Genomic DNA, 21,480 nt, shown 5'->3' with positions numbered 1-21,480 from the left:
CACGAGGGGTGGAATGCTGGGGGAGTGTCTCCCGAAACCGACGTCTCCGTGAGCGCGCCGAGCGCGCTCGACGCGGCGACCGACCTCCTGCAGCGCGTCGCCACGGGCGATCAGCGCGCCTTCAGCGAGCTCTACGACCTCATCACGCCACGCATGCTCGGCCTGGTGCGTCACGTGCTCAAGGATCACGCCCAGTCGGAGGAGGTGGTGCAGGAGGTGCTCTTGGAGATCTGGCAAACCGCACCGCGCTTCGATCCGAATAAGGGGAAAGCGGTGACCTGGATGCTGACAATGGCGCACCGGCGAGCGATCGACCGTGTGCGCAGCGCGCAGTCGTCGCGAGACCGGGACACCAAGATCGGCATCCGCGATTTGGGGCGGGAGTACGACTCCGTCTCGGAGAGCGTGGAGATCCGTATCGAACACGAGCGAGTGGAGAGGGCGTTGACGAAGCTCACCGAGCTGCAGAGACAGGCTGTGGAGCTCGCCTACTACGGCGGGTACACCCACAGCGAGGTCTCGACGATGCTCAGTGTGCCGATCGGCACCGTCAAGACTCGATTGCGCGACGGCATGATCCGGCTGCGCGAAGAATTGGGGGTGGCGTCATGAACCGTGATGCCGATGATGTGATGACCGATGAGGAGTTCGCCGACACGCGAGCGTCTCTCGGCCTCGCTGTGCCGCCGGTGACCCCGTCGGCGGCGATGAAGGACGCCGTCATGGCGCGCATCGCCGAGACGCCGCAGGATGCGCCGCAGCCCGCTGCCGTCGCTGCGGCGATCGAGGCGCGACCCGATGCGGTGGGCCCTGTGGAGCGCCGCGCTCAGGCGCGATGGTTCCACCGTCCCGGCTCGGTGGTGCTCGCAGCCGCCGCAGCGGTGGCTCTCTTCTTCGGCGGTGTCCTCTCCGCCGACCTCGTGAATCCGGCGGCGGGCGATGCCCAGCAACTTGCGGCGATCGTCGCGGCACCGGACGTGCAGACAGTGTCGTCCCCCATCGAGGGCGGCGCGAGCGCCACTCTCGTGTCGTCCGAGACCCTGGGAGTATCCGCCATGGTCTTCGAGGGTCTGCCTCAGCTCACGGAGGAGCAGGCATACGCTCTCTGGTACATCACCGATGGCGAGCCGACGCCGGCTGGTCTGTTCTCGGTCGGCGACGACGGCACGGTCGTGCAGGTGCTCGAGGGTTCCTTCGAGGCCGGGACGGTCGTCGGGGTGACGGTCGAGCCGAGTTCCGGCAGCCCTGCTCCGACGACGACGCCGATCGTCGCGATCGCGACCGCGTAGGGTCGCGACGGATCAGAAGCGCTCGCGCGTCAGCGCGCAGGGGCGATGTCCGCGAGCAGCGCCTCCACCCGCTGCCTGATGTCGTCGCGGATGACGCGCACGGTCTCGATGTTCTGGCCGGCCGGATCCTCGAGAACCCAGTCCTCGTAGCGCTTGCCGGGGTAGATCGGGCAGGCGTCGCCGCACCCCATGGTGATGACGACATCGGATTCGACGACGGATTGGACGGTGAGAATCGTGGGCACATTGCGGGCGATGTCGATTCCCTCCTCGGCCATCGCCTGTACCGCGATCGGGTTGACCCGATCCTTCGGCTCCGAGCCAGCGGAGAGAACGGTGACGCGATCGCCGGCGAGGTGCTGCAGATAGCCCGCCGCCATCTGGGAACGACCGGCGTTGTGCACGCAGACGAAGAGCACGGTAGAGGCCGAGACGGAGGGGACCTTGTTCTTCTTCATGCACAAAGCATAGACACAAATCTATGTGTTGGCTAGTGCTGACGATCGAGCGCTACACACCGATGACGTCCAGCTCGGTGAGCAGTGCTCGCACGCGACCATCGATGTCGTCCCGGATCGCCCGCACGCCGTCCAGCGGCAGATCGGCAGGGTCCTCGACAGCCCAATCGAGATAGCGCCGACCGGGGAACACGGGGCATGCGTCACCGCACCCCATCGTGACGACGACGTCAGCAGCCAGCACGACCTCCTCGGTCAGCGGCTTGGGGAACTCGGCGCCGAGAGGCACCCCCCACTCGTTGAGCGCGGAGACGACGGAGGGGCGAACCGTGCCGGTCGGAGCTGACCCCGCGGTGCGCACCCGCACTCTGTCGCCACCCAGATAGCGAGCGATCGCCGCGGCGATCTGCGATCGCCCTGCGTTCTGCACGCATACGAAGAGCAATTCGATCGGAGAGGTGGCACGATCGGGGCGTCGTGGCGCGCGCGACGCCTCGAGAGCCGCGAGCCGATCGGCGCTGAACTGCGCCACGGCCGACGCTGCCTGGCGGCGGTCCCCCGGTCGCCCGCTCAACAGGCGTGCGCTCTCCTCCAGAACCTGTCGCACGGTTTCTGCCGAGACAGTGCCCGCGAAACGAACCTCCAGGTCGGCGGCCATGCGATCGAGGAGCGCGCTGTCCACCGCGCCTCGCACGTCGAGAGGCTGCCACTCAACCAGTCGAGCCGCGACATCGGCCGGCACGGAGTACCAGACCTCGCGACCGCGTGGCTCCCGGGTGACGACGCCTGCCCTCAGGAGAATCTTCAGGTGGTGCGACACTGTGGGTTGGCGGAGCGCCAAGTGCTCGGTGAGCTGTCCGACGGTCGCCGTGCTACGTGGTGCGTCGAGCAGAAAACGGACGATGTCACCCCGTGTCGGGTCGCCGAGTGCGGCGATGCCCGGCGACAGCGGAGCTCGTGCATTCATAGATGCGAGTCTATGGCACGGTCACAGGGGCGTGGCCGACGCCCGCGTGCCCGCCCACAGTGAGTGTGCACGCTCACGATGACCATTAAGGTGCGTGTCGCTCGCGAGACACCCGGTGGTGTCAGACTGTCGGGATGCAGGACGAGGGCGCAAGCGACTACCAGGTCGACGGCGGTGTGGGCGGAGACTTCTCTGACGACTACGACGAGACCACGAGCGTCGATGACGGCACGCTGCCCGCCGACCGGTACCTCGATCGAGAGCTGAGCTGGCTGCATTTCAACCAGCGCGTGCTCGAGCTCGCCGAAGACCCCACCGTGCCGTTGCTCGAGCGCGTGAACTTCCTCGCCATCTTCGCGTCGAACCTCGACGAGTTCTTCATGGTGCGCGTCGCCGGGCTCAAGCGGCGCATCGTGACGGGTCTCGCAGTGCCGACGAACACGGGGCGCGTGCCCGCCGACGTGCTCGCGAGCATCAACAGCTTCGCTCTCGAGCTGCAGCACCGCCACGCGCGCGCCTTCCACGAGCTCGTCAAGCCCGCCCTCGACGAGGCGAGCATCCATGTGGAGACGTGGGCCGATCTGGACGACGCCGATCGCGCGCGCGTCGACGAGATCTTCACCGAGCAGATCTTTCCCGTGCTCATGCCGCTCGCGGTCGACCCGGCCCACCCCTTCCCCTACATCTCGGGCCTCTCGCTCAACCTGTCCGTGCGCGTGAGGAATCCCAAGACCTCCAAGATCGAGTTCGCGCGGCTCAAAGTGCCCACCGTGCTGCCACGCTTCGTGCAGCTCGCCGACAGCTCCTCGGGCAATCTGCGCTTCCTCACCCTCGAAGACCTCATCTCGAATCACCTGCACGAACTCTTCCCCGGCATGGAGATTCTCGAGCACCACGAGTTCCGCGTGACACGCAACGAGGACGTCGAGATCGAGGAGGACGAGACCGAGAACCTCATCCAAGCTCTCGAGCGCGAGCTGCTGCGGCGACGCTTCGGGCCGCCGATCCGCCTCGAGATCACCGACGACATGGACCCGGTGACGCTCGGGCTTCTGGTGCGCGAACTGGGCATTACCGAGCAGGAGGTCTACCGCCTGCCCGCGCCGCTGGACCTCGGCGGGCTCTTCGAGCTCGCGAAGATCGACCGACCCTCGCTCAAGTACCCCAAGCACGTGCCGGTGACCCCCGTGCAGCTGCAGCCGGGTGAGCCGAACACGACTCCGGATGTCTTCGCCTCGATCCGCGAGGGCGACATCCTGGTGCACCATCCCTATGAGTCGTTCGCGACGAGCGTGCAGGCCTTCCTGGAGCAGGCGGCACAGGACCCGAACGTGCTCGCGATCAAGCAGACGCTGTACCGCACGAGCGGCGACAGCCCCATCGTCGAGGCGCTCATCGACGCGGCCGAGGCGGGCAAGGCCGTGCTCGCCCTCGTGGAGATCAAGGCGCGCTTCGACGAGCAGAACAACATCGACTGGGCGCGCAAGCTCGAGAAAGCCGGCGTGCACGTCGTCTACGGGCTCGTCGGTCTCAAGACGCACTGCAAGCTCGCCCTCGTTGTGCGCCAGGAGCCAGACGGCTCACTGCGGTCGTACAGCCACGTCGGTACCGGCAACTACAACCCCAAGACGAGTCGCATCTACGAGGACCTCGGGCTTTTCACCGCCGACGAGCAGGTCGGTCGCGATCTGACGAGGCTGTTCAACGAGTTGTCGGGCTATGCGATCGAGAAGAAGTACAAGCGGCTCCTCGTCGCCCCCCGGTATCTGCGCAAGGGTCTGCTCAAACTCATCGCGACCGAGACGAAGAACGCACGCGCGGGCAAGCCTTCCGGAATCCGCCTCAAGCTCAACTCGATCGTCGACGAGGCCATCATCGACGCCCTGTACCAGGCGAGCATGGCGGGTGTGCCGATCGACCTCGTGGTGCGCGGCATCTGCGCCCTCGTTCCCGGCCGCGAGGGGCTCAGCGAGACGATCCGTGTGCGCAGCGTCCTCGGGCGCTACCTCGAGCACTCGCGCATCTTCTCCTTCCACAACGACGGCGACCCGCAGGTGTACATCGGTAGCGCCGACATGATGCATCGCAATCTCGACCGTCGTATCGAGGCACTCATCCGCCTCAGCGACCCTGCGCACCTCGCTCAGATCGACGAGCTCTTCGAGCGCCATCTGCACGAGGACGCGGCGTCGTGGCATCTGCACCCCGATGGCGCGTGGCATCGACACCACCTCGATGGCGCGGCGGCCGATCTGGATGACGTGCAGAATGGCCTCATGAAGTCGATCGCCGACCGACGCCGCAGCCCACAGAAGCGATGACTCCGACGAGCAGCACCGCGACCGCGTCCACGACCGTGCTGGCGGCGGGCGCCGTCGTCTGGAAGCTCGTGGACGGAAAGGCGCGCATCCTGCTCGTGCACCGCACGCAGCACAAGGATGTCTCTCTGCCGAAGGGGAAGGTCGACCCGGGGGAGACGCTGCCGCACACAGCGGTGCGCGAGATCGCTGAGGAGACTGGATTCGACGTGGTGCTCGGCGCGCCACTGGGCACCGTTGAGTACACGATGCCGAACGGCAAAGACAAGGTTGTGCACTATTGGGCGGCCGAGGTCGACCCCGGCGCTGCGGAGCGGCACAGCTACGAGGCGAACGGCGAGATCCGTGCCCTGGAGTGGGTCGCCGCCTCCAAAGCGGCGAAGCGACTCAGCTACGAGCACGACGCCGACGTCGTAGACCGATTCGCCGCCCTGTTCGACGCCGGCCTCGCTCGCACCTTTGCTCTCATCGTGCTGCGGCACGGCAAGGCGATGCCCCATGACCAGTGGGACGGCCCCGACGCGACGCGTCCGCTCCTCCATCGCGGTCTCGAGCAGTCTGCGTCCGTGGCGGGCGGCGTGGCCGCGTTCGGGCCGTCCGTGCTCGTGTCGAGCACCGCCGCCCGGTGCCTGTCGACGATCGAGCCGACGGCCGCATTGCTCGCGTTGTCTGTCAAGACGTCCATGTCGCTCAGCCAGGACGCCTACGCGGGCGACGGCGAGAAAGTGGCAAAGATCGTGGGCAAGCGGCTCGCACGTCGGGAGTCGAGCGTTCTCTGCAGCCACGGCCCGGTCATCCCTCAGATCATCTCCGCAGCGGCCGCACGGGGGGGCGATGCCGATCATGGCGCGCTGCGGCGCAGTGCGTCGCTCGCCACCGGCGAGTACACCGTGCTGCACTTCTCCGCAGAAACGGAGTCTCCGAGGCTCGTGGCCATCGAGACCCACTCGCCCTCGACGCCCTGATCAGCGCGGCCGCACTGCCGCCGAGTTACGCCCTCGTTCACCTTCCGTTCATCGAGAGCGTCGACTCTCGTCAACAACGCTCCCTAGCGTCTGTGACGTGCCGTGCGATCCGTGCGGCCCACCCCCCTGTCACCAATCCCCGAAGGGAACACAGTGAACATCACGCGTGCAGGCAGCTTCGCTGCCATCATCGCCGCCAGTGCCCTCGTGCTCAGCGCGTGCGCGAGCAGCGACACGACCGAGCCCGGTACCGACGACGACATGTCGTCGCTCTCCGGCACCTTGATCGGCGCTGGCGCATCGTCCCAGCAGTCGGCCCAGGAGGCATGGGTCGTCGGCTTCCAGACCGCAAACCCTGACGTGACCGTCGAGTACGACCCGATCGGCTCCGGCGGCGGCCGCGAGACCTTCATCGGCGGCGGGTCGCAGTTCGCCGGTACCGACCGTGCGTTCAACGACGAGGAGATCGCCGCGGACAACTTCGCCTCGTGCGTGCCCGGCACCGGCATCATCGAGATCCCCGCCTACATCTCGCCGATCGCGATCATCTTCAACCTCGAGGGCATCGACTCGCTCAACATGGACGCCGCGACCATCGCGGGCATCTTCGCGGGTGAGATCACCAACTGGAACGACCCGGCCATCGCCGCCACCAACGAGGGCGTCGAACTGCCCGACCTGACGATCACCGCAGTGCACCGCGCGGACGACTCGGGCACGACGGCGAACTTCACGGACTACCTGGCGGTCAACGCACCTGACGTGTGGACCGTGGGTGCTATCGAGACATGGCCGACCGAGTACGGCGGAGAGGCTGCCCCGCAGACCTCCGGCGTCGTCGACGCCGTGACCAACGGCACCGGTACCATCGGCTACGCGGACGCCTCGCGCGCCGGCGACCTCGGAACCGTTGCGGTCGCCGTGGGTGGCGACTTCGTGCCGTTCTCCCCGGAGGCTGCCGCCGCCATCGTCGACGCGTCCCCCCGCGTCGAGGGTCGTGGACCCGGTGACCTGGCGATCAACCTCGACCGCGCGTCCGAAGAGGTCGGCGTGTACCCGATCGTTCTCGTGTCGTACATCGTTGCCTGCAACGAGTACCAGGAGGGCGCTCCGGTCGACCTCGTGAAGGCGTACCTCAGCTACATGATCAGCGAAGAGGGCCAGGCTCTCGCCGCCGACGCCGCTGGCTCGGCTCCGATCTCGGACGCGCTGCGCGCCGAGGCACAGGGCTTCATCGACGCCGTCCAGTAGCAGTAGCACGACGCACTCCGCGGTCCCGTCGGTCGATCTCTCGATCGGCGGGACTGCGGGGCGTTTGCCCCGATAGCATCACCAAGAGACACAGAGCGCCTTCCAGGTCCACGGCGCAGCCCCAGCCCGAGCCGGAGCCGAGGAGAAACCCATGTCATCGCCCGTCGAGATCATCCGCCCTCGAGCGAAGCAGCGACCGGGTGACCGGGTCTTCTCGGCGAGCGCCCTCATCGCGGGCAGTCTCATCCTCGCCATCCTCGCCGCCGTCGCGGGCTTCCTGGTCCTGCAGGGTATCCCCGGCATCGCCGCCGACCCGGAGTCGGTCTCGATCTATGCGGAGGGCATCGACTTCACGTCCTTCGTGATCCCCCTCATCTTCGGCACACTGTGGGCGGCGGCCCTTGCCCTCGCGATGGCCCTCCCCCTCGCGATCGGCATCGCACTCTTCATCTCGCACTACGCACCGCGGCGTCTCGCGCAGGGCCTCGGATACATCATGGATCTGCTCGCGGCCGTGCCCTCAGTCGTCTTCGGCCTCTGGGGAGCGAACGTGCTCGCCGGCGCGATCCAGCCCAGCTTCGTGTGGCTGGAAGAGAACCTCGGGTGGATCCCTCTCTTTGCCGGGCCCGCCTCGGGTACTGGACGCACCATGCTCACGGCGGCGATCGTGCTCGCCGTCATGATCCTGCCGATCATCACCGCGATCTCGCGCGAGGTCTTCCTGCAGACACCGCCTCTGTACGAGGAGGCCGCGCTCGCGCTCGGCGCAACCCGGTGGGAGATGATCCGCACCGTGGTCCTGCCCTTCGGGCGGCCCGGTGTGATCTCTGGCGCCATGCTCGGCCTCGGGCGCGCTCTGGGTGAGACCATGGCGGTGGCGATGGTGCTCTCGGGCAGCGGCATCATCACGTTCGACATCATCAGTTCGGAGAACCCGCTCACGATCGCCGCGAACGTCGCACTGCGGTTCCCGGAGGCGTACGGCATCAACGTCAACGTGCTCATCGCCACCGGGCTCATCCTCTTCGCGATCACCCTCATCGTGAACTCGATCGCTCGCTATATCGTCAATCGCCGCAAAGACTTCTCGGGAGCCAACTGATCATGGTCAGCACCGTCAGCCCGCCGCAGGCCGTGACCAACCCGCTCACTGCGGGCCGCCTGCCCACCGCGGTACCGTGGGGCATCCTCGCGGGCACCCTCGCCGCATCCGCCGCCGTTTTCGGACTCCTCCAGGCATCCACCGCCGAAGAGGACTACAACATCGTCGGCGCCGTGTTCTTCGGCGTCGTGGGCTACGTCGTGCTCATCTACATCGTCTCGCGACTCGTCGAGGGCACCCGCCGCGCGACCGACCGCTTCGTCACGGCGCTCGTCGGCCTCGCTTTCGTGATCGCGATGCTCCCCCTGATCTCGCTCGTCTTCACCGTCCTGGCGCAGGGCAGCGGCCGCATCGACCTCGACTTCTTCACCCTCTCGCTGCGCAACGTGCTCGGCGAGGGCGGTGGTGCGGCACACGCGATCATCGGCACGCTGCTCATGACCGGGGTGGCAACGCTCATCTCGGTGCCCATCGGTCTGCTCACCTCCATCTACCTTGTCGAGTACGGTCGCGGCCGTCTCGCGCAGGCGATCACCTTCCTGGTCGACGTGATGACGGGCATCCCGTCGATCGTCGCGGGCCTCTTCGCGTTCGCCCTGTTCGAGCTGATCCTGGGGCCGGGAACGCGCGTCGGGCTCTCCGGCGCGATCGCCCTCACGGTGCTCATGCTCCCTGTCGTGGTGCGCTCGAGCGAGGAGATCCTGCGACTCGTCCCCAACGAGCTGCGCGAGGCCTCGTACGCGCTCGGCGTGCCCAAGTGGCTGACGATCCTCAAGGTGGTCATCCCGACCGCGATCGCCGGCATCACAACGGGCGTCATGCTCTCGATCGCGCGCGTGATCGGTGAGACCGCACCCCTGCTCATCGCCGCGGGCTTCTCGAACAACTTCAACTTCGATCTGACCGAGGGCCGCATGCAGAGCCTTCCCGTCTACGTCTACTACTCGTACATCAGCCAGGGCACAGACTTCCAGCCCTACATCGATCGTGCGTGGGCCGGAGCCCTCACGCTCATCGCCATTGTGATGATCCTCAACCTGGGCGCGCGACTCGTGGCCCGCATCTTCGCCCCCAAGCTCGGCCGATAGACCCTAAGGAACGCACCCGTGTCAAAGCGCATCGAAGTCAACGACCTGGACGTCTACTACAGCAAGTTCAAGGCTGTGGAAGGTGTCAACCTCGTCATCGAACCCCGCAGCGTGACGGCGCTCATCGGCCCCTCCGGTTGCGGGAAGTCGACCTTCATCCGCACGCTCAACCGCATGCACGAGGTGATCCCCGGCGCCTGGGTCGACGGCGAGGTGCTCATGGACGGCGACAACCTCTACGGCCCGGGCGTTGATCCCGTTCGCGTGCGCCGCCAGGTCGGCATGGTCTTCCAGCGCCCCAACCCGTTCCCGACGATGTCGATCCGCGACAATGTCATCGCGGGCGTCAAGCTCAACAACCAGCGCATCTCGAAGTCCGATGCCGAAGAGCTCGTCGAGAAGTCCCTGCGCGGGGCAAACCTCTGGAACGAAGTCAAGGACCGCCTCGATCGGCCCGGCAACGGGCTCTCGGGCGGACAGCAGCAACGCCTGTGCATCGCTCGTGCGATCGCCGTCGAGCCCGAGGTCATCCTCATGGACGAGCCCTGCTCGGCCCTCGACCCGATCTCGACGCTCGCCATCGAAGACCTCATCGAAGAGCTCAAGCAGGACTACACGATCGTGATCGTGACGCACAACATGCAGCAGGCCAGCCGCGTGAGCGACAGAACGGCCTTCTTCAACATCGCGGGAACGGGCAAGCCCGGCAAGCTCATCGAGGTCGACGACACGGTCACAATCTTCTCGAACCCGAGCATCAAGGACACCGAGGACTACGTCTCCGGCAAGTTCGGCTAGGGCATAGCCCGAGCCGAGCAGCTCCGGCCTGCTCGGCGCCTACACGCCGGAGCGCGCTGCGGGCTGCTCGGTGTCGTCCTCGTGAACAGTGAAGCGGTAGCCGACGTTGCGCACCGTGCCGATGAGCGACTCCATATCGCCGAGCTTGGCGCGCAGGCGCCGCACGTGCACATCGACCGTGCGGGTGCCGCCGAAGTAGTCGTAGCCCCACACCTCGCTCAGCAGCTGCTCACGCGTGAAGACGCGGCTCGGGTGGGTGGCGAAGAACCGCAGCAGCTCGAACTCCTTGAACGTGAGGTCGAGCGTACGGCCGTGCACCTTCGCCGAGTAGCTGGCCTCATCGATGACGACACCCGAGGCGCGGATCATCGACGTCTCGGGGCCGATCGCCTGCCGACCGATGACCAGCCGGAGCCGGGCATCCACCTCCGCGGGGCCCGCCGTGTCGAGGATCACGTCGTCGACGCCCCACTCCGCATTGATCGCCGTCAGACCGCCCTCAGTGAGCACGACGATGAGGGGGGAGCCAGCGCCCGTCGTCGTGAGAATCTTGCACAGCGATTTCGCCGCCGCCAGATCGGTGCGCGCGTCGACGACGACGGCGTCCGCCGCGGGCGCCCCGACGAGAGCGGCCGGCTCGGCGGGGATCTGGCGAACCCGGTGGCTGAGCAGACCGAGCGCGGGGAGAACGTCGGCGTTCACCTGCGAGGTCAGGATGAGCAGCTGCGCCATGAGTCCTCCACGGTGTCCCCGCCAGTCTACAAGCGGCCTACCATGGGGAGATGACCCGCACTCTGGCGACGGCGATCCCGGTGTGGATCGCGGTCGTCGTGGCCGTCGCCCTCGCCGCCGCCCTCCTACCCGAGGAGCGGTGGGGCGATGCCCTCCCCGCCATCGCCGGCGGCGCCCTTCTCGTGACCTTCGTCGTGCAGGTCAGCCTGCAGCTCAAGGAAGGCTTCGTCACCCGACTGCTCGTCACCACGAGCGGCATCGTGCTCATCCTCGCCGCGGCCACCGGGCTCCTGCTCATCATCGCGGGCGTAGACTAGGCCCATGCTGCTCGCCCTCGAAATCTTCTTCCTCGGCCTCCTCGGGCTGGCAACCCTCGCGATCGGGTTCGTCTCCGTCGTGGTGCTCGTCAACCTGTACCGCGGTCAGCGCTGAGCGGCGCCCGCCCGCCTCGACCGCGCTCACGCGACACCGTGTTCTCTCTCGACTCTGACCTCCCCGCCGAGCTCGCCCCGCTCGCGTGGCTCGTGGGCCTCTGGGAGGGCACGGGCGTCGTGCACTACGTCGACGGCGACCAGGTGCGCGAGCACGAGTTCGGGCAGCGCGTGAGCTTCAGCCACGACGGCCTGGGCTACCTCAACTACTCGTCGCAGACCTGGCTGCTCGACGAGGCCAACACGCCGCTCACCGCAGAGGCCGGCTACTGGCGGCTGCACCGACCCGCTCAGCCGGGCGACCCGGGGCCGGGAATGCTGCCCGGCGAAGGCGCACGCCCTTTCGCCACCGCCGACGAGGTCGAGGCCCTGCGCACCGCCGACAGCGCCTTCGAGGTCGAGGTGGCCATCATCCACCCGGGCGGCGTGAGCGAGCTCTACCTGGGGCGCGCGATGCCGGCCCGCATCGACCTGCAGACCGACGCGGTCATGCGCTCGGCGAGCGCGAAGGACTACAGTGCAGCGACGCGGCTCTACGGCCTCGTGGAGGGCCGCCTGCTGTGGGCGTGGGATATCGCCGCGCTCGGCAACGACCTGCGCACGCACGCCTCCGGCACGCTCAACCGTCAGGAGTGACATGACCTCCCCCTTCCTCGCCCTCCCCGGCGCCGTCGCCGACGCCTCAGGGCGCGTGGCGGCCCACTACGGAGAACCGGTGGTGGAGCAGCGGATGCTCGCCGCGGGCCGCGCCATCGTCGACCTCTCCGACCGTGGCGTCGTCACGGTCACGGGGGAAGACCGCCTGCGCTGGCTCGACTCCCTCACCTCCCAGGCGATCGCGCACCTCGCGCCGGGGTCGAGCGCTGAGACTCTGTTGCTCGACCCGCAGGGTCGCCTCGAGCACAGCATGCGCCTCGTCGACGACGGCACGACGACCTGGCTGCTCGTCGACGGCGAGCAGGCCGAGCCGCTCGCCGCGTGGCTCGATCGCATGCGGTTCATGATGCAGGTGGAGGTCGCCGACGTCTCCGCCCAGTGGGCGACGCTCGGTCAGCTGAGCAGCGATGGCGCCAAGCTCGTGAGCGCCGCGACCCCGCACGGGGTGCCTCTGATGTGGCGCGACCCGTGGACGGTCGTGCAAGACGGCGGGTGGCAGTACGCGGCGTCGGCGGAGCATCCCGGAGTCGCGTACCCTGCAGCGGAGATGCTTGTCGCGCGCGACGAGATGCCCGCCCTCGCCGACCAGGCTCTCCACGGCGAGCTCGCCGTCGCCGGCACCCTCGCCCTCGAGGCTCTGCGCATCGCCGCGTGGCGCCCTCGCCAGGCGACCGAGGCTGACGAGCGCACCATCCCGCACGAGCTCGACTGGATGCGCTCGGCCGTGCACCTGGCGAAAGGCTGCTACCGCGGGCAGGAAACCGTCGCCAAGGTGCACAACCTCGGGCACCCGCCCCGGCGCCTCGTGCTGCTGCATCTCGACGGGTCGGCGGGCGTGCTGCCCGACTCCGGATCTTCCGTGCTGCTCGACGGCGCAGAGGTGGGAAGGCTGACCTCGAGCGCGCGGCACCACGAACTCGGCCCGATCGGGCTCGCCGTGGTCAAGCGCTCGCTTGACCCGCAGGCGCCCCTCGCCGTGCGCATCGACGCGGAGGGCGAGTCACCCGCCGAGCTCATCGCCGCGGCCCAGGAAGTCATCGTGCCGCCCGAGGCGGGCGCGACCGCGGGGGTTCCGCGCATCCCGCGCCTCGGCGCCGTGCAGCGCTAGTCGCGACGCCGACCGCTATGGCCCGCTTGCCCGACCCGTTGCGCAGGCTCGAGCGGCGCATCCGCCGCCAGCTGGGCCTGCGCGCCGCGGGGCGGCGAGTCGTGCGATCCGTGCCCGGCATCGCGCAGATCGTCGTCGCTGCGACGACCGCGTACCTCATCGCGCGGTTCGGGCTCGGGCACGACGTGCCCGTCGTCGCCGTCACCGTCACCATCATCGCTCTGGGCCTTGCCCGAGACGCCCGGCCGCGCCACGTCGTCGAGACAGTCATCGGCATCAACATCGGCATCATCGTCGCCGCGCTGATCGTGGCCGGTATCGGGCGCGGCATCGGGCAGCTCGCCCTCATCCTGGCTGCCACGCTCATCGTCGCGCGGGCCGTCTCGCCCTCCGCGCCCTTCGCGATCGCCGCGGCCGTGCAGTCGATGCTCGTCGCCCTGCTGCCCGACCCGGAGACGGGAGTGTTCGCCCGAAGCCTCGACGGCCTCGTCGGTGGGGCCATGGCTCTCGCCGCCACCGCGCTCATCCCCCGCCTCGACGTTGTTCGGGCCCGAGACGAGGCCCGTGCGCTCTTCTCGGTGCTCGACCAATCGCTTGAAGGCCTCGTCACCGCACTGCGCCACGGCGATGAGCCCGCTGCCGACCTCGCCCTCGCGAGAGCCCGTCGCACCCAGCGACTCATCGACGAGTGGGAGCGCAGCCTCGAGAGCGCCCGTGCCGTCGCCGACGTGAGCCCGTGGCTGCGTCGCCACCGCGCGCGACTGCGCGACGAGGCGCGCCTGCTCGAGACCACCGACCTCGTCACGCGCCACCTGCGCGCACTCGCACGCCGCATCGACGTGCTCGTGCGCGATCACGGGGAGCGCCGCGCGCTCGCCGACGTCGTCGCGCGCGCGGCAGAGGTCGTGCGGCTGCTCGGCCGCAGCCACCACGAGCCGGCGGCGCGCTACGCCCTCCGCGCGGTCGCCGCAGAGCTGGCCCGTCAGCTCGCGCCCCACCGCATCGACGGCGCCGGCGTCGCCGACCAGGTGGTCATCGTGCTGCTGCGCCCTCTCGCCTACGACGCGCTCCTCGCCGCTGGGATGCCCGCCGACGAGGCGCGCGCGACCCTGCCGCCACTCTGAAGCGCGGTCGCGCCGCACTACGGCAGCGGTGCGACCGCGCCCCAGTCGACCGTCAACTCACCGAGCCTCCAGCGCGCCGCGGTGTCGCGCACGGGCCAGCCCGCGTCGCGCAGGCTCTGCACCGTCGCCACCCAGCGCTGGCGGGCCGAGAAGGCGTCGAGGGCGGCATGGTGTGCCCAGTGCGCGTCGAGATCCCGCAGCAGGGTGTAGATGCGCTCGCCCGGAACGTTGCGATGGATGAGCGCTTTCGGCAGCCGCTGGGCGACGATCGAGGGGTGCTCGAGGCTGGGCAGGTGCAGCGAGATCGTGAGCGTGCGCGGGCCCTGCGGGTCGAGACCCACCCAGCTGGCCACGCGGCCGACCTCGTTGCTCGTGCCCTCGAGCAGAAGCCCGCCGGGTTGCAGGCGCTCGCGCATGAGCCGCCACGCACCCGGGACCTCGTGCTCGTCGTACTGGCGCAGCACGTTCGCCGCGCGGATGACCGCGGGCCGGCGCCCGCCGTCGAGCGGCACGTCGAACCCTCCGACGGCGAAGTCGAGCCCCGGACGCGCGTGCGGCGCCGCCAACCGCACGCGCACCGGATCGATCTCGAGGCCCGTCACCCGGGCATCCGGTCGCACCTCGCGCAGTCGCGCGAACAGCTCGATCGTCGTCCAGGCGGAGGCGCCGTAGCCGAGGTCGACGATGAGCGGATCGGTCGTGCGGCGCAGCACGGGATGCGCGGCGATCCATCGATCCATACGACGCAGCCGGTTCGTACCCGTCGTCCCGCGCGTCACCCGCCCCTGCACCATCCCCCCATTCAACTCGGTCGAGGCGCGTCGGTAGGGTGGAGACATGACTCACACGCTCATCCTGCTGCGCCACGGCCACTCCGTCTGGAACGAGAAGAACATCTTCACCGGATGGGTCGATGTCGAGCTGACCGAGCAGGGCCGGGCCGAAGCACGCCGCGCCGGCGAGCTCATCAAGGAGTCCGGGCTCGCGCCGCGCATCCTCTACACCTCGTTGCTCAAGCGTGCGATCCACACCGCCAACATCGCCCTCGAGACGGCCGACCTCGACTGGCTTCCCGTCAAGCGCAGCTGGCGCCTCAACGAGCGTCACTACGGCGCCCTGCAGGGCCTCAACAAGGCGGAGACGCTCGAGAAGCACGGCGAGGAGCTCTTCATGACCTGGCGGCGCAGCTTCGACACCCCGCCGCCCGCGCTCGAGGACGACGCCGAGTACAGCCAGGTGCACGACCCGCGGTACGCCGGCATCGACGGCGAGGTTCCGCGCACCGAGAGCCTCAAGCTCGTCATCGACCGTATGCTGCCCTACTGGCAGAGCGACATCACCCCCGATCTCGCGGCGGGCAGCACGGTGCTGATCACCGCGCACGGCAACTCGCTGCGCGCCCTCGTGAAGCATCTCGACGGCATCGGCGACGACGAGATCGCGGGCCTCAACATTCCGACCGGTATTCCGCTCGTCTACGAGCTCGGCGACGACTTCATGCCCGTCAAGCCCGCCGAGTACCTCGACCCGGAGGCGGCTGCGGCGGGAGCCGCCGCGGTCGCGAGCCAGGGCACAAAGTAGGCGCCGGGTCGTCCGCGGCCATGCTGCGCTTCGCCGTCGTCGCCTTCCTCGACGAGATCGCCCTCGAGGCCGAGTTGCTCCCGGATGCCCTGCCCCTGCACGTGAGCCTCTTCGGGGCGGCGAGCAGCGAGGCCGACCCGGACCAGATCGTCGCCGCCGTCGAGGCCGCCTACTCGAGCTACGGCCCCTTCGAGGCAACGGGGGGCGACGACGAGACGCTCGGTGCAGAGCAGACCGAGGTCACGCTCCTCGACGACGCCGACGAGCTCGTCGAAGCGCACCTCACCCTCGTGATGCTCCTGCGCGAGCTCGGCGTGCGCGTCGATGATCCCAGCGTGGTGGCGGGCGCCTACCGTCCGCACGTTCCGCTTGCGCCGGAGGAGCGCATCGATCGGGGCGAGCGCCTCGAGCTGCGTGCCATCGCGGTGCTCGACCTCGCCCCCGAGGGCGACGACGGGCGCGTGGTCGTGATGGACCAGTTCCCCCTCATCTGAGCGGGCGGGGGCTGCTAACCCTCGGTCGGAACCCAGTCTCCGGTCGCGAGGTACTGAACCTTCTTGGCGATCGAGACGGCGTGGTCGGCGAAGCGCTCGTGGTAGCGGCTTGCGAGGGTCGCGTCGACGGTGTCGATGGCCTCGCCCTTCCACTTCTCACCGAGCACCTTGTCGAACACGCTCAGGTGCAGCGCATCGACCTTGTCGTCCTCGTTGCGGATCGCCTCAGCGATCGACACGTCCTCGGTCTGCAGCAGCTCGACGAGCATGCGCGCCATGGAGGCGTCGAGCGCGCCCATCTCCTTGAACGTGCCGCGCAGGCTCTTGGGCACGACCTTGTCGGGGAAGCGGTACCGGGCGAGCTGCGCGATGTGCTCGGACATGTCGCCCATGCGCTCGAGCGAGGCGCTGATGCGGAGCGCGCTCACCACGATACGCAGGTCGCGCGCGACGGGCTGCTGCCGGGCGAGGATGTTGATGGCGAGCTCGTCGAGCTCGGCGCACGCGGCGTCGATCTTCGCGTCGTCGGCGATGACGGTCTCGGCGAGCTCCACGTTCGACTCGTTGAACGCGCGCGTCGCGCTGTCGATAGACGCCGCGACCAGTCCGGAGATCTCGACGAGGCGCTCCTGCACCTCCTGCAACTCCTGCTGGAACACTTCGCGCATGGGGGTCACTTCCTTCGCTTCTTCGACTCGCACGGCCCGGCGGGCAGACCGACCTACAGTGTCGCCATCGTATGAACGCCCGGTGACGTCGGTGTGAACAGTGCGGCCCCGGGCATGGCCCGGTGGCCCGATCGCGATTCCTGCACGATGACAGTCACTAATCTAGTCCTCATGGACCCGGCACTGCTCGTGCCCCTCGCCATCGCCGTCGGGGCGATCGTCGGGGGCGGAGCCGTCGCGATCGTCGTGAGCGCGGCCCGGCGCGGCCGGGTGGCGGTCGAGGTCGCGTCCTCCTCGGTTCCGGATGGCGTCGATCAGGTGATCGACGCGCTCGAGTCGGCCGCCGTCGTCCTCGACCCGAGCAACAACGTCGTCACGGCCTCCCCCGGTGCGTACGCCCTCGGTCTCGTCTGGCACCGCAGCCTCGCGCAGCCGACCCTCGTGGGCCTCGTCGACGACGTGCGCCGCACGGGAGAGCCGGTCACCCAGGAGCTCGCGATCAGCCGCGGGCCACTCGGCGACGTCTCACTGCATCTCGTCGTGCGGGTCGCCCGGCTCGGCTCGCGATTCATCCTGCTCATCGCGGACGACCGCACCGAGTCCTACCGCCTCGACGCCGTGCGCCGCGACTTCGTGGCGAACATCTCGCACGAGCTCAAGACCCCCATCGGCGCGGTCGGTCTGCTCGCGGAGGCGCTAGAGCAGGCCTCCGATGACCCCGACCAGGTGCGGGCGTTCGCGCACCGCCTCACGACTGAGGCCAACCGCCTGGCGTCGATGACGCAGGAGATCATCGAACTCTCGCGCCTGCAGGCCATCGACGTGCTGGACTCCGCTGAAGAGGTCGGCGTCGACGACATCGTGCAGGCCGCGATCGACAAGAACCGCGTCGTCGCCGACAGTCTCGGCATCACCCTCGTGAGCGGCGGCGACAAGCGCCTGCGCGTCTGGGGCGATGAAGCGATGCTCGTGACCGCTGTGCACAACCTCATCGCCAATGCCATCCAGTACTCGCTTCCGCCCTCCCGCGTCGGCATCGGCGTGAGCGGCACCGACGACACAATCGAGATCGCCGTCACCGATCAGGGCATCGGCATTCCCGACGACGAGCTCGATCGGGTCTTCGAGCGCTTCTTCCGCGTCGACCAGGCGAGATCACGGTCGACCGGCGGCACGGGCCTGGGCCTCAGCATCGTCAAGCACGTGGTGCAGAATCACGGCGGCGAGATTCGCGTGTGGTCCCAGCCCGGCCGCGGATCCACCTTCACCATCAGGCTGCCTCGCGTCCTCCAGGCGGCATCCTCACGACCGAAAGCACGCACATGACCCGCATCCTGATCGTCGAAGACGAGCCCTCGCTGAGCGAGCCGCTCTCCTACCTCCTCCGCCGCGAAGGCTACGAGCCGACCGTCGTCGATGACGGCCTGGCCGCGATCACCGAGTTCGAGCGCGCGGGGGCCGACCTCGTGCTGCTCGACCTCATGCTGCCCGGCCTGTCGGGCACCGAGGTGTGCCGTGAGCTGCGCCAGCGTTCGAGCGTGCCGATCATCATGCTCACGGCCAAGGACAGCGAGATCGACATCGTCGTGGGGCTCGAGCTGGGCGCTGACGACTACGTGACCAAGCCGTACTCCACGCGCGAACTGCTCGCGCGTGTCCGCGCTGTCCTTCGCCGTCAGGTCGAGGACGACGGACCCGCCGAGAGCGCTCTCGAGGCCAACGGGGTGCGCATGGACGTCGACCGGCATCAGGTCACCGTCGACGGGCGCGAGATCGCGATGCCGCTCAAAGAGTTCGAGCTGCTCGAGCTGCTGCTGCGCAATGCGGGGCGCGTGCTCACGCGCGGCCAGCTCATCGACCGCGTCTGGGGCGCCGACTACTTCGGCGACACCAAGACACTCGACGTGCACGTCAAGCGCATCCGCTCGAAGATCGAGAAGGACCCCTCGAACCCCCAACTGCTCGTGACCGTGCGAGGGCTCGGCTACCGCTTCGAAGGCTGACGTATCGGAGCGTCAGCTGCGGCTCGACGGCTACTCCTCTTCGGGCACGACCACGAACTCGGGTGCGTACTCGTCGTACTCCTCCAGATCGCCGCGGAGAGTCGGAACGAGCAGCTCGCTCACCGAGCCCGTGCTGGTGCTGAAGTACAGGGGAACGAGCCCGCCGATGGCCGTGTCGAGCCCGGTCACGATGACGACGGGGTCGTCAGGACCGCCGACGGTGGTGAGCCCCGACGCCTCGGCGAAGACCGACTCGGTCACGCGCTCACCCTCGACGAACCACTGCACCTCGACCCGTCGCACGCTGTCGGTCGGGTTGAAGACCGTCATCACGAGGTTGAGTGCCTCAGGGTTCTCGCCGATGAGCATCGCGTTGTAGACCGCGAGCTCCCCGAACTCGGTGCTCACGCCATCGCTCGGGTCGTACTCCTTCTGCGTGGCGATCTCTGCCGAGAACGTGCACCCGGTGGTGCCGAGGATCAGTGCGGCGGCGAGCGCGGTGGCTGCTGCCCATCGGTTCTTCACGTGCGTAGCCTCCCGTGGCCGTCGTCTCGGCGGTCGCTGCGCGGGCGGGCTGCGCCCGCGAGAACGCGACCGGTTTCCAGTCTAGCGAGGCCGGGACGGTCGCGCCGCCGTCCGCCGCGACCATTGCCGAGGCTCCCACCGGCCCGGAATTCTGAGAAATGCCTGTGGTAGAATCGATGTTCTGCGGAAGGACCACCATCCATGATTTTTCAGGTCGGCGAGACGGTCGTGTACCCCCACCACGGGGCGGCGACGATCATCGAAGTAAAGAACCGAACCATCAGGGGTGAAGAGAAGCTCTACCTCAAGCTCAACGTCACGCAGGGTGACCTGACCATCGAGGTGCCGGCGGAGAACGTCGACCTCGTGGGCGTGCGCGATGTCATCGGCCAAGACGGCCTCGACAAGGTCTTTGAGGTACTGCGGGCTCCCTTCACTGAAGAGCCGACCAACTGGTCGCGCCGGTACAAGGCCAACCTTGAGAAGCTCGCCTCCGGCGACGTGATCAAGGTCTCCGAAGTCGTGCGCGACCTGTGGCGCCGCGATCAGGACCGTGGCCTCAGCGCTGGCGAGAAGCGCATGCTCGCGAAGGCGCGCCAGATCCTCATCTCGGAGCTGGCCCTTGCCGAGAAGACCGACGAGGAGAAGGCTTCGAGCACCCTCGACGAGGTTCTCGCCTCCTGAGCCCTCGTGCTCACCCGACAAAGCCGGCGCAACACCGGCGTCGGATACGCTCGGTCGCATGAGCGCGCCCTCCCTTGCCGTCGTCGTCGTCGCCGCCGGCAGCGGCAGCAGGCTGGGTCACGCAGAACCGAAGGCCTTCGTGCCGCTCGCCGGCCGCAGTCTCCTTGAGCATGCCCTTGAGCGCATCTTCACCCTCGCCGAGCCCGTCCACCTTATTGTGGTGGCTCCCCGAACCCACCATGATGAGGCCGACCGCATCGCGCGACGGGTTGCCGGGTATGCGTCCGACCACGTCACGATCGTCGTCGGGGGAGCCACTCGTCAGGAATCCGTCGCCGCCGGCGTCGCCGCGGTGCCCGACGGGGTCGATGTGGTGCTGATCCACGACGCGGCCCGCGCGCTCACGCCCGTCGACGTCTTCGAGCGGGTCATCGCCCGCGTGCGCGCCGACGGGGTCGGCGTCATCCCGGCACTCCCGGTCATCGACACGATCGCGCGCACGAGCCCGGACGGCCGCGTGCGCGACCAGGTCGACCGCTCCGAGCTTGCCACCATCCAGACCCCGCAGGGCTTTCCCCTCGAGGCCTATCGCGCCGCGACGATGATCGCGACACCCGGGCACACCGACGACGCCTCCGTGTACGCGGCGGCCGGGCATCCCGTCGTCACCGTCGCGGGCGACGACGCTGCCTTCAAGGTGACCACGCCGTGGGACCTGCGGCGGGCCGAGCTGCTGCTCGCGCGGGCGCGACCGGCCATCCGCACCGGCATCGGCGTCGACGTGCACGCTTACGATGACGCGCAGCCGCTGTGGCTCGGGGGCCTCTACTGGCCGGACGAAGCGGGTCTCGCCGGTCACAGCGATGGCGACGCGATCGCGCACGCCGTGTGCGACGCCCTGCTGTCGGCGGCCGGGCTGGGAGACATCGGCTCCCGCTTCGGCGTCGACGACCCGCGATTCGCGGATGCCCGGGGTGACATCTTCCTCTCCGCCACACTCGAGCTCGTGCGCGACGCTGGGTTCGACATCGTCAACGTCGCCGTTCAGGTGATCGCGGCACGGCCGCGGTTCGCCGCCCGGCGGCACGAGGTGGAGGCGCTCCTCTCCCGCATACTCGGTGCCCCCGTCAGCGTCGCGGCGACCACCTCCGACGGGCTCGGCTTCACCGGACGCGCCGAAGGGTTGACGGCGGTGGCTACAGCGCTGCTGTCCAGCGCCTCCTGACCGCACCGCCGT

Annotated in this window: 24 protein-coding genes; 18 read left to right on the top strand and 6 right to left on the bottom strand. The window is 68.6% G+C overall.

The window, feature by feature from the left end; genetic code table 11:
* Window positions 1–24 precede the first annotated feature (24 nt).
* Window positions 25–612, top strand: coding sequence for a sigma-70 family RNA polymerase sigma factor (locus RJQ01_RS02210; RefSeq protein WP_350475073.1), 588 nt, complete (start codon window positions 25–27; stop codon window positions 610–612).
* Window positions 609–1,289 carry an anti-sigma factor gene (locus RJQ01_RS02205; protein ID WP_350475072.1) on the top strand — a complete coding sequence of 227 codons (681 nt, stop codon included), beginning with the start codon at window positions 609–611 and terminating at the stop codon, window positions 1,287–1,289. The genes RJQ01_RS02210 and RJQ01_RS02205 overlap by 4 nt, the downstream gene beginning before the upstream one ends.
* 29 nt (window positions 1,290–1,318) lie before the next feature.
* Here RJQ01_RS02205 and RJQ01_RS02200 read toward each other — a convergent pair whose 3' ends face one another.
* On the bottom strand, window positions 1,319–1,747 hold the full coding sequence (locus RJQ01_RS02200) for an arsenate reductase ArsC (protein ID WP_350475071.1): 429 nt from the start codon (window positions 1,745–1,747) through the stop codon (window positions 1,319–1,321).
* A 52-nt stretch (window positions 1,748–1,799) separates the two neighbouring features.
* Window positions 1,800–2,714, bottom strand: coding sequence for a metalloregulator ArsR/SmtB family transcription factor (locus RJQ01_RS02195; protein WP_350475070.1), 915 nt, complete (start codon window positions 2,712–2,714; stop codon window positions 1,800–1,802).
* 134 nt (window positions 2,715–2,848) lie between these two features.
* On the opposite strand from RJQ01_RS02195, the gene RJQ01_RS02190 reads away from it, so the two are divergent.
* From RJQ01_RS02190 to pstB, 6 genes are all read left to right on the top strand, one after another.
* Window positions 2,849–5,035 (top strand): RNA degradosome polyphosphate kinase, encoded by a 2,187-nt coding sequence (locus RJQ01_RS02190; protein WP_350475069.1) that lies wholly within the window; start codon window positions 2,849–2,851, stop codon window positions 5,033–5,035.
* Entirely contained in the window at window positions 5,032–5,997 is a 966-nt protein-coding gene (locus RJQ01_RS02185; protein WP_350475068.1) for an NUDIX hydrolase, read from the top strand. Before RJQ01_RS02190 ends, RJQ01_RS02185 begins: the two co-directional genes overlap by 4 nt.
* A gap of 153 nt (window positions 5,998–6,150) precedes the next feature.
* Entirely contained in the window at window positions 6,151–7,248 is a 1,098-nt protein-coding gene (locus RJQ01_RS02180) for a phosphate ABC transporter substrate-binding protein PstS (protein ID WP_350475066.1), read from the top strand.
* A 151-nt stretch (window positions 7,249–7,399) separates the two neighbouring features.
* Window positions 7,400–8,350, top strand: coding sequence for a phosphate ABC transporter permease subunit PstC (pstC, locus tag RJQ01_RS02175; RefSeq protein ID WP_350475065.1), 951 nt, complete (start codon window positions 7,400–7,402; stop codon window positions 8,348–8,350).
* Window positions 8,351–8,352: 2 nt separating this feature from the next.
* Complete coding sequence (pstA, locus tag RJQ01_RS02170) at window positions 8,353–9,438, top strand: phosphate ABC transporter permease PstA (protein ID WP_350475064.1); 1,086 nt, start codon at window positions 8,353–8,355, stop codon at window positions 9,436–9,438.
* Between the two features lie 18 nt (window positions 9,439–9,456).
* Window positions 9,457–10,236 (top strand): phosphate ABC transporter ATP-binding protein PstB, encoded by a 780-nt coding sequence (gene pstB / locus RJQ01_RS02165; RefSeq protein WP_350475063.1) that lies wholly within the window; start codon window positions 9,457–9,459, stop codon window positions 10,234–10,236.
* Between the two features lie 39 nt (window positions 10,237–10,275).
* On the opposite strand, the gene RJQ01_RS02160 is transcribed toward pstB, so the two are convergent.
* Window positions 10,276–10,968 (bottom strand): winged helix-turn-helix domain-containing protein, encoded by a 693-nt coding sequence (locus RJQ01_RS02160; RefSeq protein ID WP_350475062.1) that lies wholly within the window; start codon window positions 10,966–10,968, stop codon window positions 10,276–10,278.
* Window positions 10,969–11,018: 50 nt separating this feature from the next.
* Between RJQ01_RS02160 and RJQ01_RS02155 the strand changes: the two genes are divergently transcribed.
* The 4 genes from RJQ01_RS02155 (at window position 11,019) to RJQ01_RS02140 (ending at window position 14,288) form a co-directional block, all read left to right on the top strand.
* A complete protein-coding gene (locus tag RJQ01_RS02155; RefSeq protein WP_350475061.1) occupies window positions 11,019–11,285 on the top strand; it encodes a hypothetical protein in 267 nt (88 codons plus the stop codon).
* Window positions 11,286–11,438: 153 nt separating this feature from the next.
* Window positions 11,439–12,035, top strand: a complete 597-nt coding sequence (locus RJQ01_RS02150) for a heme-binding beta-barrel domain-containing protein (protein ID WP_350475060.1) — start codon at window positions 11,439–11,441, stop codon at window positions 12,033–12,035.
* Between the two features lies 1 nt (window position 12,036).
* The gene (ygfZ, locus tag RJQ01_RS02145; protein WP_350475059.1) at window positions 12,037–13,164 is read left to right on the top strand and encodes a CAF17-like 4Fe-4S cluster assembly/insertion protein YgfZ; all 1,128 of its coding nucleotides are present in this window, start codon (window positions 12,037–12,039) and stop codon (window positions 13,162–13,164) included.
* Window positions 13,165–13,181: 17 nt separating this feature from the next.
* Window positions 13,182–14,288: an FUSC family protein gene (locus tag RJQ01_RS02140; RefSeq protein ID WP_350475058.1), complete on the top strand. Its 1,107-nt coding sequence runs from the start codon at window positions 13,182–13,184 to the stop codon at window positions 14,286–14,288.
* Window positions 14,289–14,305: 17 nt separating this feature from the next.
* Here RJQ01_RS02140 and RJQ01_RS02135 read toward each other — a convergent pair whose 3' ends face one another.
* Window positions 14,306–15,127, bottom strand: a complete 822-nt coding sequence (locus RJQ01_RS02135) for a class I SAM-dependent methyltransferase (RefSeq protein ID WP_350475057.1) — start codon at window positions 15,125–15,127, stop codon at window positions 14,306–14,308.
* Here RJQ01_RS02135 and RJQ01_RS02130 point away from each other — a divergent pair.
* Entirely contained in the window at window positions 15,126–15,869 is a 744-nt protein-coding gene (locus RJQ01_RS02130) for a phosphoglyceromutase (RefSeq protein WP_350475056.1), read from the top strand. The two genes, RJQ01_RS02135 and RJQ01_RS02130, sit on opposite strands and share 2 nt — an antisense overlap.
* A 20-nt stretch (window positions 15,870–15,889) precedes the next feature.
* The gene (locus tag RJQ01_RS02125) at window positions 15,890–16,363 is read left to right on the top strand and encodes a hypothetical protein (protein ID WP_350475055.1); all 474 of its coding nucleotides are present in this window, start codon (window positions 15,890–15,892) and stop codon (window positions 16,361–16,363) included.
* A 14-nt stretch (window positions 16,364–16,377) separates the two neighbouring features.
* Here RJQ01_RS02125 and phoU read toward each other — a convergent pair whose 3' ends face one another.
* Window positions 16,378–17,031: a phosphate signaling complex protein PhoU gene (phoU, locus tag RJQ01_RS02120; RefSeq protein WP_350475092.1), complete on the bottom strand. Its 654-nt coding sequence runs from the start codon at window positions 17,029–17,031 to the stop codon at window positions 16,378–16,380.
* Window positions 17,032–17,202: 171 nt separating this feature from the next.
* On the opposite strand from phoU, the gene RJQ01_RS02115 reads away from it, so the two are divergent.
* Window positions 17,203–18,357: a sensor histidine kinase gene (locus RJQ01_RS02115; protein ID WP_350475054.1), complete on the top strand. Its 1,155-nt coding sequence runs from the start codon at window positions 17,203–17,205 to the stop codon at window positions 18,355–18,357.
* Window positions 18,354–19,034 (top strand): winged helix-turn-helix domain-containing protein, encoded by a 681-nt coding sequence (locus RJQ01_RS02110; protein ID WP_350475053.1) that lies wholly within the window; start codon window positions 18,354–18,356, stop codon window positions 19,032–19,034. Before RJQ01_RS02115 ends, RJQ01_RS02110 begins: the two co-directional genes overlap by 4 nt.
* Before the next feature lie 30 nt (window positions 19,035–19,064).
* Here the strand turns inward: RJQ01_RS02110 and RJQ01_RS02105 are convergent, their stop codons facing one another.
* Window positions 19,065–19,559 (bottom strand): hypothetical protein, encoded by a 495-nt coding sequence (locus tag RJQ01_RS02105; protein WP_350475052.1) that lies wholly within the window; start codon window positions 19,557–19,559, stop codon window positions 19,065–19,067.
* Window positions 19,560–19,760: 201 nt separating this feature from the next.
* Here RJQ01_RS02105 and RJQ01_RS02100 point away from each other — a divergent pair, with 201 nt between their 5' ends.
* Both RJQ01_RS02100 and ispD read left to right on the top strand, forming a co-directional pair.
* Window positions 19,761–20,243: a CarD family transcriptional regulator gene (locus RJQ01_RS02100; protein WP_152582259.1), complete on the top strand. Its 483-nt coding sequence runs from the start codon at window positions 19,761–19,763 to the stop codon at window positions 20,241–20,243.
* Between the two features lie 58 nt (window positions 20,244–20,301).
* A complete protein-coding gene (gene ispD / locus RJQ01_RS02095) occupies window positions 20,302–21,468 on the top strand; it encodes a 2-C-methyl-D-erythritol 4-phosphate cytidylyltransferase (RefSeq protein WP_350475051.1) in 1,167 nt (388 codons plus the stop codon).
* Window positions 21,469–21,480: the final 12 nt, after the last annotated feature.

The sequence above is a fragment of the Microcella sp. genome, assembly GCF_040286215.1.
Classification (GTDB): domain Bacteria; phylum Actinomycetota; class Actinomycetes; order Actinomycetales; family Microbacteriaceae; genus Microcella.
The sequence above is the reverse complement of the archived record's forward strand: the minus strand, read 5'-3'. Positions and strand labels throughout refer to the sequence as shown.

Bases quoted from the DNA above. Each gene is read 5' to 3' on its own strand.
- RJQ01_RS02140 (WP_350475058.1), top strand. From the start codon at position 13,182: ATGGCCCGCTTGCCCGACCCGTTGCGCAGGCTCGAGCGGCGCATCCGC.
- RJQ01_RS02155 (WP_350475061.1), top strand. From the start codon at position 11,019: ATGACCCGCACTCTGGCGACGGCGATCCCGGTGTGGATCGCGGTCGTC.
- RJQ01_RS02185 (WP_350475068.1), top strand. From the start codon at position 5,032: ATGACTCCGACGAGCAGCACCGCGACCGCGTCCACGACCGTGCTGGCG.
- ispD (WP_350475051.1), top strand. From the start codon at position 20,302: ATGAGCGCGCCCTCCCTTGCCGTCGTCGTCGTCGCCGCCGGCAGCGGC.
- RJQ01_RS02100 (WP_152582259.1), top strand. From the start codon at position 19,761: ATGATTTTTCAGGTCGGCGAGACGGTCGTGTACCCCCACCACGGGGCG.
- ygfZ (WP_350475059.1), top strand. From the start codon at position 12,037: ATGACCTCCCCCTTCCTCGCCCTCCCCGGCGCCGTCGCCGACGCCTCA.
- pstA (WP_350475064.1), top strand. From the start codon at position 8,353: ATGGTCAGCACCGTCAGCCCGCCGCAGGCCGTGACCAACCCGCTCACT.
- RJQ01_RS02135 (WP_350475057.1), bottom strand. From the start codon at position 15,127: ATGTCTCCACCCTACCGACGCGCCTCGACCGAGTTGAATGGGGGGATG.
- RJQ01_RS02115 (WP_350475054.1), top strand. From the start codon at position 17,203: ATGGACCCGGCACTGCTCGTGCCCCTCGCCATCGCCGTCGGGGCGATC.
- RJQ01_RS02110 (WP_350475053.1), top strand. From the start codon at position 18,354: ATGACCCGCATCCTGATCGTCGAAGACGAGCCCTCGCTGAGCGAGCCG.
- RJQ01_RS02205 (WP_350475072.1), top strand. From the start codon at position 609: ATGAACCGTGATGCCGATGATGTGATGACCGATGAGGAGTTCGCCGAC.
- RJQ01_RS02130 (WP_350475056.1), top strand. From the start codon at position 15,126: ATGACTCACACGCTCATCCTGCTGCGCCACGGCCACTCCGTCTGGAAC.
- RJQ01_RS02200 (WP_350475071.1), bottom strand. From the start codon at position 1,747: ATGAAGAAGAACAAGGTCCCCTCCGTCTCGGCCTCTACCGTGCTCTTC.
- pstC (WP_350475065.1), top strand. From the start codon at position 7,400: ATGTCATCGCCCGTCGAGATCATCCGCCCTCGAGCGAAGCAGCGACCG.
- RJQ01_RS02125 (WP_350475055.1), top strand. From the start codon at position 15,890: ATGCTGCGCTTCGCCGTCGTCGCCTTCCTCGACGAGATCGCCCTCGAG.
- RJQ01_RS02160 (WP_350475062.1), bottom strand. From the start codon at position 10,968: ATGGCGCAGCTGCTCATCCTGACCTCGCAGGTGAACGCCGACGTTCTC.
- phoU (WP_350475092.1), bottom strand. From the start codon at position 17,031: ATGCGCGAAGTGTTCCAGCAGGAGTTGCAGGAGGTGCAGGAGCGCCTC.
- RJQ01_RS02190 (WP_350475069.1), top strand. From the start codon at position 2,849: ATGCAGGACGAGGGCGCAAGCGACTACCAGGTCGACGGCGGTGTGGGC.
- RJQ01_RS02195 (WP_350475070.1), bottom strand. From the start codon at position 2,714: ATGAATGCACGAGCTCCGCTGTCGCCGGGCATCGCCGCACTCGGCGAC.